Genomic DNA, 14,385 nt, shown 5'->3' with positions numbered 1-14,385 from the left:
TGCACTAGAGCGTGAATTTTCTCTTTGTACACCAAGGATTTCCCGGCCAATACGGACACATCCTCGAACACCTCTGCCGGCATACCCATCACACAATCATCGGCCTTGGGATTCATTCCCCCACTCGCCCCTTTCCGGAAGCAGTTCAATACCTTCGCTATCGCCTCAATCGGGTCAATGCCGCCGGAATTCATCCGTGGGCAGTGGAAACCGAATCCAAACTCATCCGCGCCGAAGCCTGTGCCAAGGCTGCCTTTGAACTGAAAGAGCAAGGATTCAAGCCCGATCTGATCTGTGCCCACCCGGGCTGGGGTGAATCCCTGTTTCTGCATGCGGTGTGGCCGGATGTGCCGCTGCTGTGTTATCAGGAGTTCTTCTATCAAACCGAAGGGTTTGATCTGAATTTCGATCCCGAACTCCAGGGCCATTTGGGCTGGCACGACAAGGCCCGTACCCAGATGAAGAATGCCTATCTGCTGATGACCCTGGAATCAGCCACCTGGAATGTGAGCGCCACCGCTTTCCAGCGCAGCAGCTTTCCGCAACATTGGCAGCAACGGATCAGCGTGATCCACGACGGCATCGATACCAACCGCGCCCAGCCCAATCCCGGCGCGGCTCCCCTGCTGTTGCCGGATAGCACCGAGCTCCAGCAGGGGCAGCCGATCGTGACCTTCGTGAACCGCCGCTTCGAGCCCTACCGCGGCTGCCACACCTTCCTGCGGGCCATTCCTGCGCTGCAACAGCTGGCGCCGGAAGCACGGATCGTGATCGTAGGCGCCACCGAAGGAGTGAGCTATGGCGCCGAATGCCCGGAAGGCGAATGGAAGGAGGCGTTTCTGCAGGACATCGAGGGCCGATACGACGCCAGCCGCGTCCACTTCACCGGCCCCTTGCCCTACGAAGCTTTTCTGCAGCTGCTGCAGCTCTCGGCCTGCCACGTGTATCTCACCTACCCCTTCGTGCTGAGCTGGAGCCTGCTGGAGGCGATGAGCAGCGGCTGCGCCGTGGTGGGCTCCGCCACCGCCCCTGTGCAGGAGGTGATCCGCGATGGCGAGAACGGCCTGCTGGTGGATTTCTTCAAACCCGATGATCTGGCCATCGCCGTGGCCGAGTTGCTCCACAACTGTGAACGAGCCGCCGCCCTGGGGCAGAAGGCCCGCGACACGATCCTGCGCCACTACCGCCTGGAGCAGTGCGTGCCGCGCCATCTGGCCCTGATGGAACTGGTGGCCTCGGGCGCCATCGGGCGCTGAAGATTTCAGTGCTGCACCGGCGGCCACCAATGGGGCAGCCTTGGCCATCGCCCCTAACCTGCATCCACTGCTTCTTGGCCGACCTTGACCTTCACGACCATCCGTGGTGCCACGCAGGTGGACTTCATCGGCAGCGATGAGCTTGATGTGCTCGCGGCCGTGGATGAAACCCTGCCGATCTATGCGGGCGGCCAGAAGAACAACGATTTCATTACCCTGATCCGCATCGGCAACGGCCTGATCAGCCCCTCCACCGTGCAGGGGGGAGAAGGCGCCGACACGATCAACACCCTGGGGGAGGTGCAGAGTTCCCTGTTCAGCGGCAACAAGGGCAATGATTTCATCAACATCAACAGCATCATTTCCTTCAGCACCCTCTCCGGCGGCGACGGCGACGATTTCTTCACCTCCCCCACCTCCCTGCTCTCCAGCACCCTGAATGGCAACCAGGGCAGCGACACGATTCTGTTCAGCGGCAGTGCCGACAATGCCGCCGTCCTCGGCGGCCAGGACAACGACAGCCTCACCATCTCCGGCTCCAAAGCCTTCAGCAACAGCCGCTTCAACGGCAATGCCGGCAACGATCTGCTCAGCCTCAGTGGCTATGGCAGCAGCGATGCGGCCACTCTGCTCACGGCAGTGACCTTCTACGGCGGCCAGGGCAACGACTTCATCACCGCCAGCGGCGGCGTGAACGGCATTGGGACAACCGGCTTCGTGCTCAGTGGCGACAACGACAACGACCAGATCACCGGGTCCGCCCAGGCGGACACCCTGCTGGGCGGCTCCGGCCTCGACACCATCATCGGCAGCGGCGGCGCCGATCGGACGATCGGGGGCAGCGGAGCCGACACCTACAGCGGCAGCGTGACGGACACCCGTTATCAGATCACCGCCATCACCGATTCCGCCGCCACCACCACTGGCACCGTGGCCGGATTTGATCGCTTCGCGGATGCCGGCGCCTTCGTGAAGACCAAGAGCAAACTCGACATCAGCGCCGTGGCCACCACCCTGGCCGGTGGCAGCCTCGCCAGCGGGGTGATCACCACCAAGACCAGCCTCACGGTGGCCAGTGCCAACGACTTCACCACCCTCAAGGCCGCCCTTGATCCCCTCGGCGGAGCCTCCACCACCGCCTTCATCGCCACCTTCGAGGTGACCGTAACGGCCGGGTCGCTGACGGGCACCTACCTCTGGATCAACAACACCACAGCCGCGTACGACAGCGGCGACCTGTTCTTCCAGACCGTGGCGGCCGGCCAGATCGACCCCAGCACCGATCTGATCCTGCTGAACAGCTGAAAGCTGGTCAGCACAACGCTGGCCGGCTGAACCTCAGACCCGCGGCAGCACCGGCCGGTGAATCAGGAACGAGGGGTGGCCGTGCTCGATCAGCAGGAAATCGCGGCAGGCCCAGGCGGGCTTCACCACCGGAAAGTGCCGCAGCACCGTGTAAGTAGCCACGGTTTCCAGCGGCCCCACAAAACCGTCGTCTGGAACGCCTTGCTCGCGCAGCAGCTGCCTCTGGGGCCCGCTCACCGCAAAGCATCCGGCATGAGGATTGCTGGCCAGATCGAACACCACCTCCTGCCCATCCCAGAAGCGCCCCTGGGCCACACCCTCCTGGGGCGCTCGGCCCAGGCGCTGCAGTGTCTCCAGTGCAATCGGGCCATCCACAAACAGGCGCGGCATCCGCGGATCGCCGGTGAGTTCGTAGCGGTGAGGCATCAGGGCCAGCTGGTGGCCGGTGCGCTCCAGGAACCAGAGCAACTTGTCAACAAAGAGGCGATCCGCCACCACCAGATCGTCTTCGAGGTAGAGATACAGATCGGCATCGGGCTCGGAATCCAGCAGGAAGCGGCGCGCCTCGTGGGGCAAGCGCCGGGGATCCTCAAGCTCCACCTGGTGCACCTGGATCCGGCGGCCGTAGTGCTTCAGCACCGGCGCCAGGCAGCGGTCGCCCGTCACGAACACATGCAGCTCCACCTGCACGCCGCTGAGCCGCCGCTCCGGGTAGGTGCTGCCCGGCGTGAGGCCGATGGCGCGGAGGTCGATCAGCAGCAATTCATCGCGCTCGGCCCGGTTCAGGGCCAGCAGGCCCCCCAGGCAGCGAGACAGGGCAATCTGGCGCTCCAGCAGCGAATCGGCGCGGGTGGAGCCGTAGCCGATGTGGCCAGGACCCTGGTGGTAGTAGTGCGGCACCACCACCCGCACCCGGCAGGGCCGCAGCCCCTGCTCGTCCGCCGTCACGTCCGCCGTCATCCCGCGCCCGCCCGCTGATCGGCGCATTGTGGCCCGGCTCAGGGCCAGCTGATCCCGTAGCGAGCGGCCATCGCCCGGTAAGTGGGCTCCAGCTCCTGGCGCAGCCGCCGCCGCAGCGCCTCCGGCACGTGGCCGGCTTCGCCGCGGCCGGCATTGGCCCGCAGGGAGGCGGCCTCCGCCGGCAGCGGGCAGGGATCCAGGGCAAGGAACTCCAGCAGCAGCGGCCAGATCCGCTCCGGCGCCGCGAACAGGTCCTCACTGCGCAGCAGCAGCAGCTGGCCGGGCGGAAACAGGGCCTCGTAGCGGTCCAGCTGCTGCTCGTAGCGGCTGCGGCTGAGGTAGCTGTGCTCCTGGTGGCTGCGGTGCCGCCCCACCACCACTCCATCCCCCGCCGCCAGCAGCGCCTCTGCACCGGCCAGGCGCTGGGGCTCGGCGGCGAGGGCGGCGTCGAGATCGAGGGGTTCCAGCCCCAGGCGGCGCGAGTGGAAATACTGGGAGAGGGCGCGCTCCACCGGATCCCGCAGCAGCACGATCAGCCGCGCCTGCGGCAGCAGCGCCTGGATCCGCCCGGGCGCGGCGGGGTGGAACAGGTAATACGGCGTGATGTCGCCGCAGCGCTGGTGGGGGGCCGCAGCGGCGTAGTGATGCCGGTACCAGGCCTCCCCTTCGCCGTAGTGCAGGCTGAAGAAGTGCACCTCCTTTCCCGCCGGCAGAAACACCTGCGGATGCCGTTCCAGCAGCCGCTGCAGGGTGGTGGTGCCCCCTTTCTGCACGCCGAGGCCGAGGAAATCGGGCAGGGGCGCCGCTGTTGGATCGATCTCTCTCGCCCCAGCCATCTCTCCGCCAGTTGCCCCAGATACTCTCGCTCAGGTCAGTCGCACGTCGGCAGCGGAGCACGGAATGATCATTGCCGACTCCTTTCTGTGGCTGCATCTGCCCAAGACCGGCGGCACCAGCATGACCAGGCTCTTCCGTGAGCTGGCCCTGCCGGGCATTGCGGTCGACGCCGACGACACCTCCGCCAAGCACGATTCGATCGCACTGCGCGAGGGCCGTGGCTCCTGGCAGGCCGGGCCGCGGCGCCGCTTCATCACCGCCCGGCGGCTGGAGCAGTGGCTGGTGAGCGACTGGCAGCACAAACGGCGACACATGGACCTGGCGGACCTGCCCTTTGAGCCGGTGCGCAGCGGCCTCTTCTATTCCCTCCGCCTGGGTGGCACGTGGGTGGCGGCCGACTGGTGGCTGCAGTATTTCGCGGTGGATCAGGGCACGGAGGCCCTGCGGCTCGAGCATCTCGCCTCAGACTTCAACCGCCTGCTCCTCCCCCTGCTGCCCGCCGGCACCCTGCCCCTGGAAACGCCACCACGGGAGAACGCCAAACCCACCGAAGTCGTCGAAGACGAACCCGGCTTCAGCTCCAGCGACCGGCAGCGCCTGCGGGCTGTGAATCCCCGCTGGAGCGACTGGGAGCGCTCCCTTTACCCTGAGTCGTCCGCCGCCCCAGCCCCGGATTGAGCAGCTCGGCGCACCCTCCCCTGATCCTGTTGGTGGGCATGCACCGCAGCGGCACCTCACTGCTGGGTTCGCTGCTGCCGGCCCTGGGGGTGCCACTGCCGGGGGATCTGATCGCTGCTGATCCCCACAACCCTGAGGGCTACTACGAACGTGCCGACTTGACAGCCCTGCAGGAGCAGCTGCTGATCAGCCTCGGCCAGTGGTGGCCCGCCGAGGCGGGAGTGATGGAGCTCACCGAGGGCTGGCTCGGCTTTCCGGCGGTGCGGCGGTGCGCCGCCAGCCTGACCCGGCTGCTGGCCGAGGAACAGCGGTGCCAGCCGGGCCCCTGGGCCCTGAAAGATCCCCGCACCTCCCTGCTGCTGCCCCTCTGGCGCCAGGTGGCAGCCGAGCTGGACCAGCCCCTGAAGCTGGTGCTCAGCGTGCGGGATCCGGCCGAGGTGATGGTGTCGCTCCTGCAGCGCGACCGGCTGGCCGCCGGCATGACCGCCTGGCGAGCCCAACGGCTCTGGTGGCGCCACCACCAGGCACTGCTGAACGGTGGCGACAACCTGCCCCTGCTGGTGGTGGACTACGCCGCCTGGTTCGAGCCCACCGCCTGCCGCCGCCAGCTGGAGGCCCTGGCGCGCTTCTGCCGGTGCAGCGAGCCCTCGCAGGAGACTCTCGATGCGGCCGCCGCCCGTATCCGCCCCGCCCATCGCCGCAGCCGCCGCGCCGCGGCCGAGCTGCCACTGCCCATCCATCCAGAGCTGTGCCGGTTGCACCAGCATCTGCGCACCCTGGCGCATCTGGATCGAAGCCGATCCGACGCAAAGACCCGCGAGCCGGGCGAACTGAAGCTTTGGCTGAATGATCCCCGTCCACGGCCTCTACCTGCCTGCCCTCCGTTTCGCAGCGGCCTGCGGGCGCGGCTGCTGCGCCGCCGGGCTGCGCTGGTGCCCTGCCCGGATCCAGGTCCCTGGTTCGATCCCGGCCACTACCGCCGCCGCTCACCTGGCCTCTCCAGCGACCATGAGCCACTGGAGCACTACAGCTGGCGGGGCTGGCGGGAGGGGCGCTCCGTCCATCCCCTCTTCGACACGGCCTTCTACCTGCAGGCGTGCCGCGAGCGGGGGCTGACGGTGGCGGGAGCGCCGCTCTTCCATTTCCTGCAGGTCGGTCTGGCGGCGGAGCTGCCGCCCTGCCCAGTGGCCGAACCCCGTTGGCTGGCGGGGACCCCGCAGCGGCAGGCCCTCTGGCGCACGGCCCGGCTCGAGGGCCTGCATCCCTGGGGTGCCGCCGCCCTGGCCCTGAGCGACCAAGACCCCGAACAAGCCGTGGCCCGGATCCTGCAATGGCAGCGGCAGGGCTTCAGCGCCGAGGAGCTGGAGGCCATTGCAGCGGCGGCGCCGGAGAGCTTCCTCCTGCCGGAGGCGCTGCTGAACGATCCACCACCGATCCCCCGGCGCTGCCGCGTGCTGGTGCCCGACGGCGACCTGCTCGACTGGCAGGTGCATGCCTGGCTGCAGCACCTGCCGCTGCCCCCCGGCTTCGACTGTCTCGACGGGGAGACCGCCGCCACCACCGCCGGTGATGACGATGGCGCGCTGGCCCTGCTGCTGGAGCCGCTGCCGCCAGGCGCCGCCAGCCTGCAGCTGCTCGGGCTGGCCCTGCTGCCCTGGGTGTTCGCCCGGTCCGACCTGGTGCCGCTGCTGCGCCGCCTTGGGGTGAATGCCCGACCCATCGAGCCCCAGGGCAACGCCAACGGCTGGCTCAGCCAGGACGGTATGGCAGCCGAGGCCTGCCTCCAGCTCGGCCTGCCGCCCGCAGAGGCTCTGGCCGCAGAACCTCTGGCCGCAGAGGCGCCCATCCTGACCCTGGGCAGCGCGGGCGCGAGCTGGGAGCGAGAGTTGCAGCCGCCCCTGTGGGGCTGGCCTGAGTTCGAGGCGGTGGCGATCGCCGGGGTGCAGCAGGCTCGCCTGCTGGCCAGCTGGCTGCAGGGCTGCAACCGGGCCGGCCTCCAGCTGGTGCGGCTCACTCCGCCAGAGGCCGAACGGCGGCTGAGGGGTTGGCAGGCCCTCAGCCCCCCGGCAGATCCCCGCACTGGATGGCTGCCACCCCAGGCCTTCACAGCTCCTCTCAGCGCGGCAGAACTGGTGAAAGAGCTGGTCTGGCGAGCCCAGGGCGCGCTGCCTCCCCCCCCGGTGATCACCCCCGAACCCAGAGCCCGCTCCCTGTGGGAGCAGCAAATGGCGGAACCCACCGCGGCAGTTTGCATCAGCCTGCACAACTACGCCGAGCGGATCGTGACGGCGCTGGAGAGCGTGCGGGCCCAGAGCCACGGTCACCTGGAGCTGATCGTGGTGGACGACGCCTCCGCAGACGGCGGCGAGGAACGCGTCCGCGTCTGGCTTGACCAGCACGGACACCGATTCGCGCGGACCCTGCTGTTGCGGCATGACCAGAACGGCGGCCTGGCCGCAGCCCGCAACACAGCCTTCCGCTGGGCCCGCTCCCCCTGGTGCTTCGTGCTCGACGCCGACAACCTTCTCCAACCTGAAGCCGTAGCCACCTGCCTGGCCGTGGGCAACGCCAGCCCAAGTGCGGTGGCGGTGGTGCATCCCTTGGTGGAGGTGGTCGACGAAACCGGCGCCGCAGCCTCTCCCTCCACCCTGATCAGCGGCCTCAGCTGGCAGCGGACCCACTTCCGTCAGCGCAACGTGGTCGATGCCATGGCCCTGGTGCGGCGCAGCAGCTGGGAAGCCGTGGGCGGCTATGAGCACATCCCCGGTGGATGGGAGGATTACGACTTCTGGTGCAAGCTGATGGAAGCCGGGCACCAGGGTGTGCTGGCCCCCCAGGTGCTGGCCACTTACCACCGCCACGGCGCCTCCATGCTGGCCACCTCCACCCACCGTCACCTGCGGGCCGTGAGTCGGCAGCTGCAGCAGCGCCACCCCTGGTTGGAGCTGCCCCTGGCCGCCGGCCTTCAGGAGGGTTGGACCTGACTCCGATGCTGCCGCCCGACCCCACGAGCTCGCGTCCATCCAGCTCCGGCGATGCCGGATCCACCGGCCTCTCCTGCCTGGTGATCTCCCGCACACCGGCACTGCTCAACCGCATGCTCGCCAGCCTCCAGCAGGCGCGCGCTTTCTGGCACCCCGGCGATGAGGTGCTCTGCTCCTGGAACGGCAGCGCCGAAGCGGAGGCGGATCTGGCGCCCGCCTCTGCGGCCTCACCCGGTTTTCGCATCGCCCAGCGGGAGCCTTATCACTTCGCCAGCAACATGAACGCCCTGGCCCACCAGGCGCAGGGCCGCTGGCTGCTCCTGCTGAACGATGATCTGATCCTCGATCCTGGCAGCATCGATCGGGCTCTGCATCAACTGGACCAACATCCGGAGGTGGGGGTACTGGGGGGCCAGCTGCGCTGCTCCGACGGTCGACTCGGCCATGCCGGGCTGCTGTTCTCCAACCAAGGGCTTCCTTACAACCGTCTCCGCCCGCAGTTGGGGTCCTTGATCGACCCCAACAGTCCAGAGGCGCTCGAATCGGGGCCAATTCCAGCCGTGACGGGAGCCTTGATGCTGCTCCGACGCTCCGATTTCTTAGCCGTGGGCGGGCTGCGTGAGACGTTCAGAGTCTGCGGCGAAGACATCGCCCTCTGCCTGGATCTCTGGCATCAGCTCAACAAGACGCCTTACTACGCCAGTGATGTCACCGCCATCCACGACGAGAAAAGTACCCGAGGGAACACTCCCGATCAGCACGACATTCTGGCGGTCGGACAGCTGGCAGCTCCCCACATTCAGAGCGATTCCGCCTTTCAGGCCAGCCAATGTCACTGGGCACTCCAAGAGGCTGAGCTGCTCTATCGCCTTTGCGAGGTGAGCCGCCAGCAACTTGCCCAGCGTGAGGATCAATGGGCTGCCCGTGAGCGGGATTGGGCAGACAAGCAACGACATTGGGCAGAGCGGCAGCGGCACTGGGCCAACGAAAGCGAGATGCTGCAGGCCAAGATCATGGATTTGGGCCAGCAGATCGAAGCCATGCTGCGCAGCAGCTCCTGGGTCATGACCAGACCTTGGCGCGCCCTGGGACGCTGCTTGACTTCAACCTCGAAACGGTCGTCCTGACAGCCCCCCCTGAGGCAGCTCATCGACCACTACAGGCTGACCTGCCTCGACTGGAGCGTATGGAAGGGGATTAATCCATGCTTGCCGGAGGAGTGTTGACCCTGCCGAGGATCCGGGGACGCCGAAGATAAGCCCGACGCGAGACGAGAGAGCGTAAAAGGGTCCGAAGTGGCATACGCCGACGCAAAAGAAGCCAGAGAATCAATCGGCAGACATTCGCCAGATTCTTGACTGCAGACAGCGACTGCTTGACACTGCGCAATAACTGGCTAGCGGCAAAATATAATTGGCGCTTGGCTTCTGAAAGCGTTGGCACAACTGCAATGGCAGCAGGTGTCCGGGCCGCCACTGCCTTGGAGAGGCTGGCTCGGTGAACCGAAACAGCTTGAGCCTGACTCACCAATAGATCTTGGAGGACTGAAACGATGGTTGTCGACTGAACCGGGATCACAGAGCCGGAAACAGCGTCTACAGGCTGTGTGTTTGAAAGCAAAGAAACCTGTGCAATGCACTCGCGCAAACCACGGCCAAAATCCACCTGATCTGGCTCGGCCCAGAGCAGAGAATCCGTCATGCCCTTAAGATAAGGCTGATAAACAAGCGAGCCGGAGGATATGGGCTCCTTGCGGTATCCCACCCTGAAGTGTGGACCCGGCCCAAAAAATGGATAATCTGAAATTCCGCCATAATTGGTCGTAACCGTCGCCAAACCACTGGCATCGGCCTCAATGATGTTGAGACCCAAGCCTTCGGCCCGATGAGGAGAAACGTAGATCTGGCATGCGCTGAAAAGCCTGCCCAGATCAGCCTCACTGAGCCGTTTATCTAGGAGGAAGACATTAGGCATGGCAGCAACCCTCTCAATCAAGCGCACATACTGATCAGCCATTGCAGCCCCGCCAGAGCATTTGATGATCAAAGCATGATCAGTAAAATCAGCTTCAGAGAAAATATCCAGCACCGTCCAGGGGTTTTTCCTTTCGATACAACTATGGAAGTCAAACACCATCAAAGTCAGCGTAGCAAACTTTTTGAGCTCTAAATCCAAGCCCAATCCATAAAGAAAGCCCTGGGCTCCATGGTCTTGCCCTTGATCCTCAATCAACTTATCGCTGGAAGCATTTAGACTGCTGTAAAGCTCATGATAATCAAGTGGAGCATAGACGAGCTTGCGAGATGGAACTGCATGAGCAAGGCTGTCAAAAATAAATCGAGTTGGCGCTAACACTTTGTCCAGAAAGCGGGCCGCCTCGCTATGGACAGGCACGGGGCGCTCCAGCTCCCACCACCAATAGCCCAGATTGCAGACCCTGGAAAAGCAGTGCTCAGCGATGCCCGTATTAATATAGTGGAGAAGCTGATCAGCATTGATCAAAAATAGTGTTGGAACCTCAGGGTTAAAAGACGAAAGAGAAGAAAGAGATTCAACCCATGCAAGGTCACCTGGCAGGACAGACTTAGCATTGGCAGGATCTACCACGAATGAAATTCTAATCCCTGCATTCGTTAGCCCTTCAAGAATCAATGCCGTAATTCTCCCGATCCCGAACGAGAAGTTGGGATAGCCCACAATGTTGAGCTGGGCTTTGGGTCCCCGCTCAACATCCCCACCGGCCTGGGCAGGGTGCAAGCTGAGTCCAGGAATCTGGAGACCAATTGCTCCAAATATATTTAAGGCTGATTGACGAATGAGACTGTCGGATTGCGAAGCAAACCCGTGGAGTGAACTGAGAAAAGAGTCTTCATCAACAAACCGAGAGGGAGGAAGGCACAGGGCATTCATTGCAGCTCGAGCCTTAAGAAACCGATTGAGATCCCGGCGTTGCTGGGGTTTCAGTCGATAGACTTTCTGGATACCGGCATGATCAAAGCCAATGGCGCCAATCAGATCAGGCCGCAGAAGAAGAGCCAGGTCCTCAATCTTCTGACGATGAAGGGCTATGGCTGCTTCATAATTAGTCATAAGACATTCAATCGTCTTATTGCTACCGCGCGCGTATCTTGGCTGCACCCCTCCATGCCTTGAAATTCCTATTGAGCCATGAGGGCTTAAAGCACTGAAATGAAAGAAAATCAGGGGATGATCACGTTGCTGTTCTTGTCCACCACTGACAAGCCGAACAGAGGGGAGATCTGGAGGGATCCCATGAACCAGGCGCTCCTGCAGATTCCAGTAGGCAACATTAAGAGCAGGATTATGACTGACACGAACGCTGCAGAGACAGGGAAACAAATCGCCAAATCTCTGATCAGTAAATAAATTCTCTTCAAAACTTATTAGAGCATCGTAAACGAGTTGTCGCCTCCAGAAATCAATCACCCGCATCGAAGGTGAAGTATTCTCAAAGTGAACAAAGCCAAAATTATAGGATCCACAAGATCGGATGTTCTGGAGTGTTGGCTGCTGCACAGAATTCAATGAGTCTGTCAGAACATGCGGCGTTACCAAGCAATCAAATTCACCAAAGAAAATCTCCTCGCGGGGAAAGGAACCGAAGAACTGAATATCCGGGTCAATATAAGTAGCCGAGGCGGGGGCAAAGTGTTCAAACACATAGGAAAAAATCCATGGCTTTAGGGCGGTACTGTATTCTGTTATATCATAATATAGGCTCATGCCAGAGACATCTTTGGATCCCGAGAAAATATCCGAAACCGCGAAGATCTTGCTTTTATCAGAAGACAATATCTGCCTCAGCGCATTCACGTCATGCGGCAGCAATCGCGGGTGATCCACCAAAAATATCAGAAACGTCCAGCCGCTCTGGTGATGGGCTAAAAACGAGCGCTCGCACTCAATCGCATACGGAAGATAGCTCGCATTGCAAATCGTAAACGCAATCCGCTCCAAGCTCATCAACCGTGTTTTTTTGCGATTGTATCACGAAGGTTGAAACCACTGCCCCTGCCAGGCAGCCCCGAAGGCGATAAAACAAGCACTGGATTCAGCCATCAGGTTGGCCCCAGCTCACTGGTCAAAACGATTTGAGTGAAGACTGAAGATACCGACAGGAAAAGATCTGCTCCAAGCCTGCAGGGAAAGGACTGATGGGCCTGCTCTGCAAAGTGCTCTCCATCTGACAGTCCCCTCGGCAGGTCATCTCCCAAGTGCTGAACTGAGTCCAGAATACAAATCGTCCATCTGGATTTCAGTGAACACTAACCAAGCGATGACGCCTCTCCAGGCTGCCCGCTTCCGCATAGAGATCCAGGAGCTGCCCAGTGCTCTCCTCCCAGCTGAATCCGGCAGCCCGCTGCCGGGCCGCCACCGCCAAGGCCTCGCGCCGCCGCGGCTCCGCGACCAGGCTCTCGATGGCCTCCACCCAGCCGTCGCGATCATCCGGCGCCAGCAGCAGGCCGGCATCGGCCACGATCTCGGGCAGGGAGGTGCTGTTGGAGGAGATCACGGGAGCCCCCTGCCCCATCCCCTCCAGCACCGGCAGCCCGAAACCCTCGTAGTGGCTGGGATAGAGATTGACCAGGCAGTGGCGGTACAGCCAGACCAGTTCCCGATCTCTCACATAGCCGAGCAGGTGGATGTCGGCAGCCCAGGGGGAGGCGGCCAGATCCTTCTCGAAGCCCTCCATCAACCAGCCCTTGCCACCCGCCAGCACCAGCGGAATCGCGGCACCACCACGCTCCCGGAAGCGGTTGTAGACCTCCAGCAGGAAGCGCTGATTCTTGCGCGGTTCGATCGTGCCGGTGGAGAGCAGAAAGGGCTGGCCGCTGCGGAACAACTCACCACGCGGCTGGGCGGGTTGCACATCGAAGCCGGGCTGATCAAAGCGGGAGGCGGGATGAATCACCCGCACCCGCTCTGGCACCACGTGGGGGTAATGGCGCAGGAACGCACGCTTCGAGGCGTGGGAGATGGCCACCAGCCAGTCCGCATGCAGGGAGGCCTGCAACACGCCCTGGAAGCAACCAAGTCGATTCTTCTCGGTGGTCCATTCCGGGTGCTCCGCGAAGCTCATGTCGTAGAGCGTGTAGATCAAGCGGCAGGGCAACCGCCAGGGGGGACACCAGAAGTTATTGGCGTGCACCAGATCGAAACCGCCGAGCCGTTCGTTCACCCGCTGCTGATCCCGCCAGAAGGCCTCCGCATCACTGCGGCGCAGCAGGCGCGGCCCGTAGGCCACCCCCTGGCGGCGATGCGGAAAGGCCGCCGCCTGGGTGGGATCGTGAAAGAAATCGCCGAAGCTGGTCAGCAGGGTGAAGTGGTGCGCTGCACCCGAGGCCAGCAGGCCGTCGATCAGGGCGGCGGCGTAGAACCCACAACCAGCCTTGCGCCGACCCGTCTGGCTCACATCGAAGGCGATGTTCAGCGGCGCCACCCCTCCACTCCTGGACAATCGGGCAAGGGTATCGGAGCCGGCCGCGGCCCCAGCCGCAGGCGCAGCTTGCCCCAGTAGCGCCGCCAGGCCGGCGCCACGATCCCCAGCTCCCGGTTGATCGCGAGCAACTGCCGCCGGCCCCGCAGGATCGCCCGCCAGCCGCCGGTGGCCCCGCCCTCCGCCATCGCCACCAGTGGGTCCGAGCAGATCTGGACGCGATCCGCGAGCTCGGGTCGCAGCAGCAGCGTCTGCATCAGCTTGTAATCGGCGGAGAGGCTGTAGCGCTCATCGAACCCGGTGGTTCGGTATAAAGCGGTTTCGGCCAGAAAGCCGGGATGGGGATAGTGCAGCCCCCTGCGGAGCTGCTGATGCCAGAGCGCCGGATCCCGTGGCGGGGATGGCACCATCCAGCGGGCCCGCAGCCAACGGTCAGGCCGGCGGAAGTAACCGATCGAGGCCAGCAGCAGAGCGGCTTGCTGCCGCCGAGCCTGCAGGAGGAAGGCCGCGTAGGCGCCTGGATCCAGCAGGAGATCGTCGGCGTTGAGCACATGGCTGTAGTGGCCGCGCGCCAGCCGCAGACCCACATTCATGGCGGCATAGGGGCCGCCGCCGATATCCGTCTGCCAGCAGCAGAAGGAATGACGGGCTGCATGCCGCTCCAGCAGTCGTTGGGTGCCGTCCCGGGAGCCGCCATCAAGCACCAGATGCTCCAGCTCCTCACCGCTCTGCTGCAGGATCTGCCGGGCCCGCGCCACGCTCATGAGCGTCTCGGGCAAGGTGCTCGCGGCTTCGAGGCAGGGGGTGATCAGCGTCACCAGCGGCAGCCCGGCTTTCAAATCGGAAGCGGCGGAGTTGGGATCGGCGGCAGGGCGGGGGTCCATGGGCACGCTGTGACCCGGGATAC

10 protein-coding genes are annotated in these 14,385 nt (G+C 63.8%); 5 read left to right on the top strand and 5 right to left on the bottom strand.

Annotated elements, in window-relative coordinates; all coding sequences use genetic code 11:
- Positions 1-11 precede the first annotated feature (11 nt).
- A complete protein-coding gene (locus KQ310_RS07480; RefSeq protein ID WP_259721142.1) occupies positions 12-1,256 on the top strand; it encodes a glycosyltransferase family 4 protein in 1,245 nt (414 codons plus the stop codon).
- A gap of 84 nt (positions 1,257-1,340) precedes the next feature.
- Positions 1,341-2,561 (top strand): hypothetical protein, encoded by a 1,221-nt coding sequence (locus KQ310_RS07475; protein ID WP_259721141.1) that lies wholly within the window; start codon positions 1,341-1,343, stop codon positions 2,559-2,561.
- A gap of 33 nt (positions 2,562-2,594) precedes the next feature.
- On the opposite strand, the gene KQ310_RS07470 is transcribed toward KQ310_RS07475, so the two are convergent.
- Positions 2,595-3,521 carry a hypothetical protein gene (locus tag KQ310_RS07470; RefSeq protein WP_259721140.1) on the bottom strand — a complete coding sequence of 309 codons (927 nt, stop codon included), beginning with the start codon at positions 3,519-3,521 and terminating at the stop codon, positions 2,595-2,597.
- Positions 3,522-3,559: 38 nt separating this feature from the next.
- Positions 3,560-4,357, bottom strand: a complete 798-nt coding sequence (locus KQ310_RS07465) for a sulfotransferase (RefSeq protein ID WP_259721139.1) — start codon at positions 4,355-4,357, stop codon at positions 3,560-3,562.
- A 64-nt stretch (positions 4,358-4,421) separates the two neighbouring features.
- Here KQ310_RS07465 and KQ310_RS07460 point away from each other — a divergent pair, with 64 nt between their 5' ends.
- From KQ310_RS07460 to KQ310_RS07450, 3 genes are read left to right on the top strand one after another with little or no spacing between them, the layout of a single operon-like run.
- Positions 4,422-5,036, top strand: a complete 615-nt coding sequence (locus KQ310_RS07460; RefSeq protein WP_259721138.1) for a hypothetical protein — start codon at positions 4,422-4,424, stop codon at positions 5,034-5,036.
- Positions 5,033-8,020, top strand: coding sequence for a glycosyltransferase (locus KQ310_RS07455; RefSeq protein ID WP_259721137.1), 2,988 nt, complete (start codon positions 5,033-5,035; stop codon positions 8,018-8,020). The genes KQ310_RS07460 and KQ310_RS07455 overlap by 4 nt, the downstream gene beginning before the upstream one ends.
- A 5-nt stretch (positions 8,021-8,025) precedes the next feature.
- The gene (locus tag KQ310_RS07450) at positions 8,026-9,147 is read left to right on the top strand and encodes a glycosyltransferase family 2 protein (RefSeq protein ID WP_259721136.1); all 1,122 of its coding nucleotides are present in this window, start codon (positions 8,026-8,028) and stop codon (positions 9,145-9,147) included.
- Positions 9,148-9,217: 70 nt separating this feature from the next.
- On the opposite strand, the gene KQ310_RS07445 is transcribed toward KQ310_RS07450, so the two are convergent.
- The 3 genes from KQ310_RS07445 to KQ310_RS07435 form a co-directional block, all read right to left on the bottom strand.
- Complete coding sequence (locus tag KQ310_RS07445; protein ID WP_259721135.1) at positions 9,218-12,004, bottom strand: glycosyltransferase; 2,787 nt, start codon at positions 12,002-12,004, stop codon at positions 9,218-9,220.
- Between the two features lie 292 nt (positions 12,005-12,296).
- Positions 12,297-13,481 (bottom strand): glycosyltransferase family 1 protein, encoded by a 1,185-nt coding sequence (locus KQ310_RS07440; RefSeq protein WP_259721134.1) that lies wholly within the window; start codon positions 13,479-13,481, stop codon positions 12,297-12,299.
- Positions 13,469-14,362: a glycosyltransferase gene (locus tag KQ310_RS07435; RefSeq protein ID WP_259721133.1), complete on the bottom strand. Its 894-nt coding sequence runs from the start codon at positions 14,360-14,362 to the stop codon at positions 13,469-13,471. Before KQ310_RS07435 ends, KQ310_RS07440 begins: the two co-directional genes overlap by 13 nt.
- Between the last annotated feature and the right edge of the window lie 23 nt (positions 14,363-14,385).

It is taken from the genome of Synechococcus sp. CS-1328 (assembly GCF_025128095.1).
Taxonomy (GTDB): domain Bacteria; phylum Cyanobacteriota; class Cyanobacteriia; order PCC-6307; family Cyanobiaceae; genus CBW1002.
This window is presented reverse-complemented; position numbering and strand designations above follow the sequence as displayed.

Bases quoted from the DNA above. Each gene is read 5' to 3' on its own strand.
- KQ310_RS07470 (WP_259721140.1), bottom strand. From the start codon at position 3,521: ATGACGGCGGACGTGACGGCGGACGAGCAGGGGCTGCGGCCCTGCCGG.
- KQ310_RS07465 (WP_259721139.1), bottom strand. From the start codon at position 4,357: ATGGCTGGGGCGAGAGAGATCGATCCAACAGCGGCGCCCCTGCCCGAT.
- KQ310_RS07460 (WP_259721138.1), top strand. From the start codon at position 4,422: ATGATCATTGCCGACTCCTTTCTGTGGCTGCATCTGCCCAAGACCGGC.
- KQ310_RS07450 (WP_259721136.1), top strand. From the start codon at position 8,026: ATGCTGCCGCCCGACCCCACGAGCTCGCGTCCATCCAGCTCCGGCGAT.
- KQ310_RS07445 (WP_259721135.1), bottom strand. From the start codon at position 12,004: ATGAGCTTGGAGCGGATTGCGTTTACGATTTGCAATGCGAGCTATCTT.
- KQ310_RS07435 (WP_259721133.1), bottom strand. From the start codon at position 14,362: ATGGACCCCCGCCCTGCCGCCGATCCCAACTCCGCCGCTTCCGATTTG.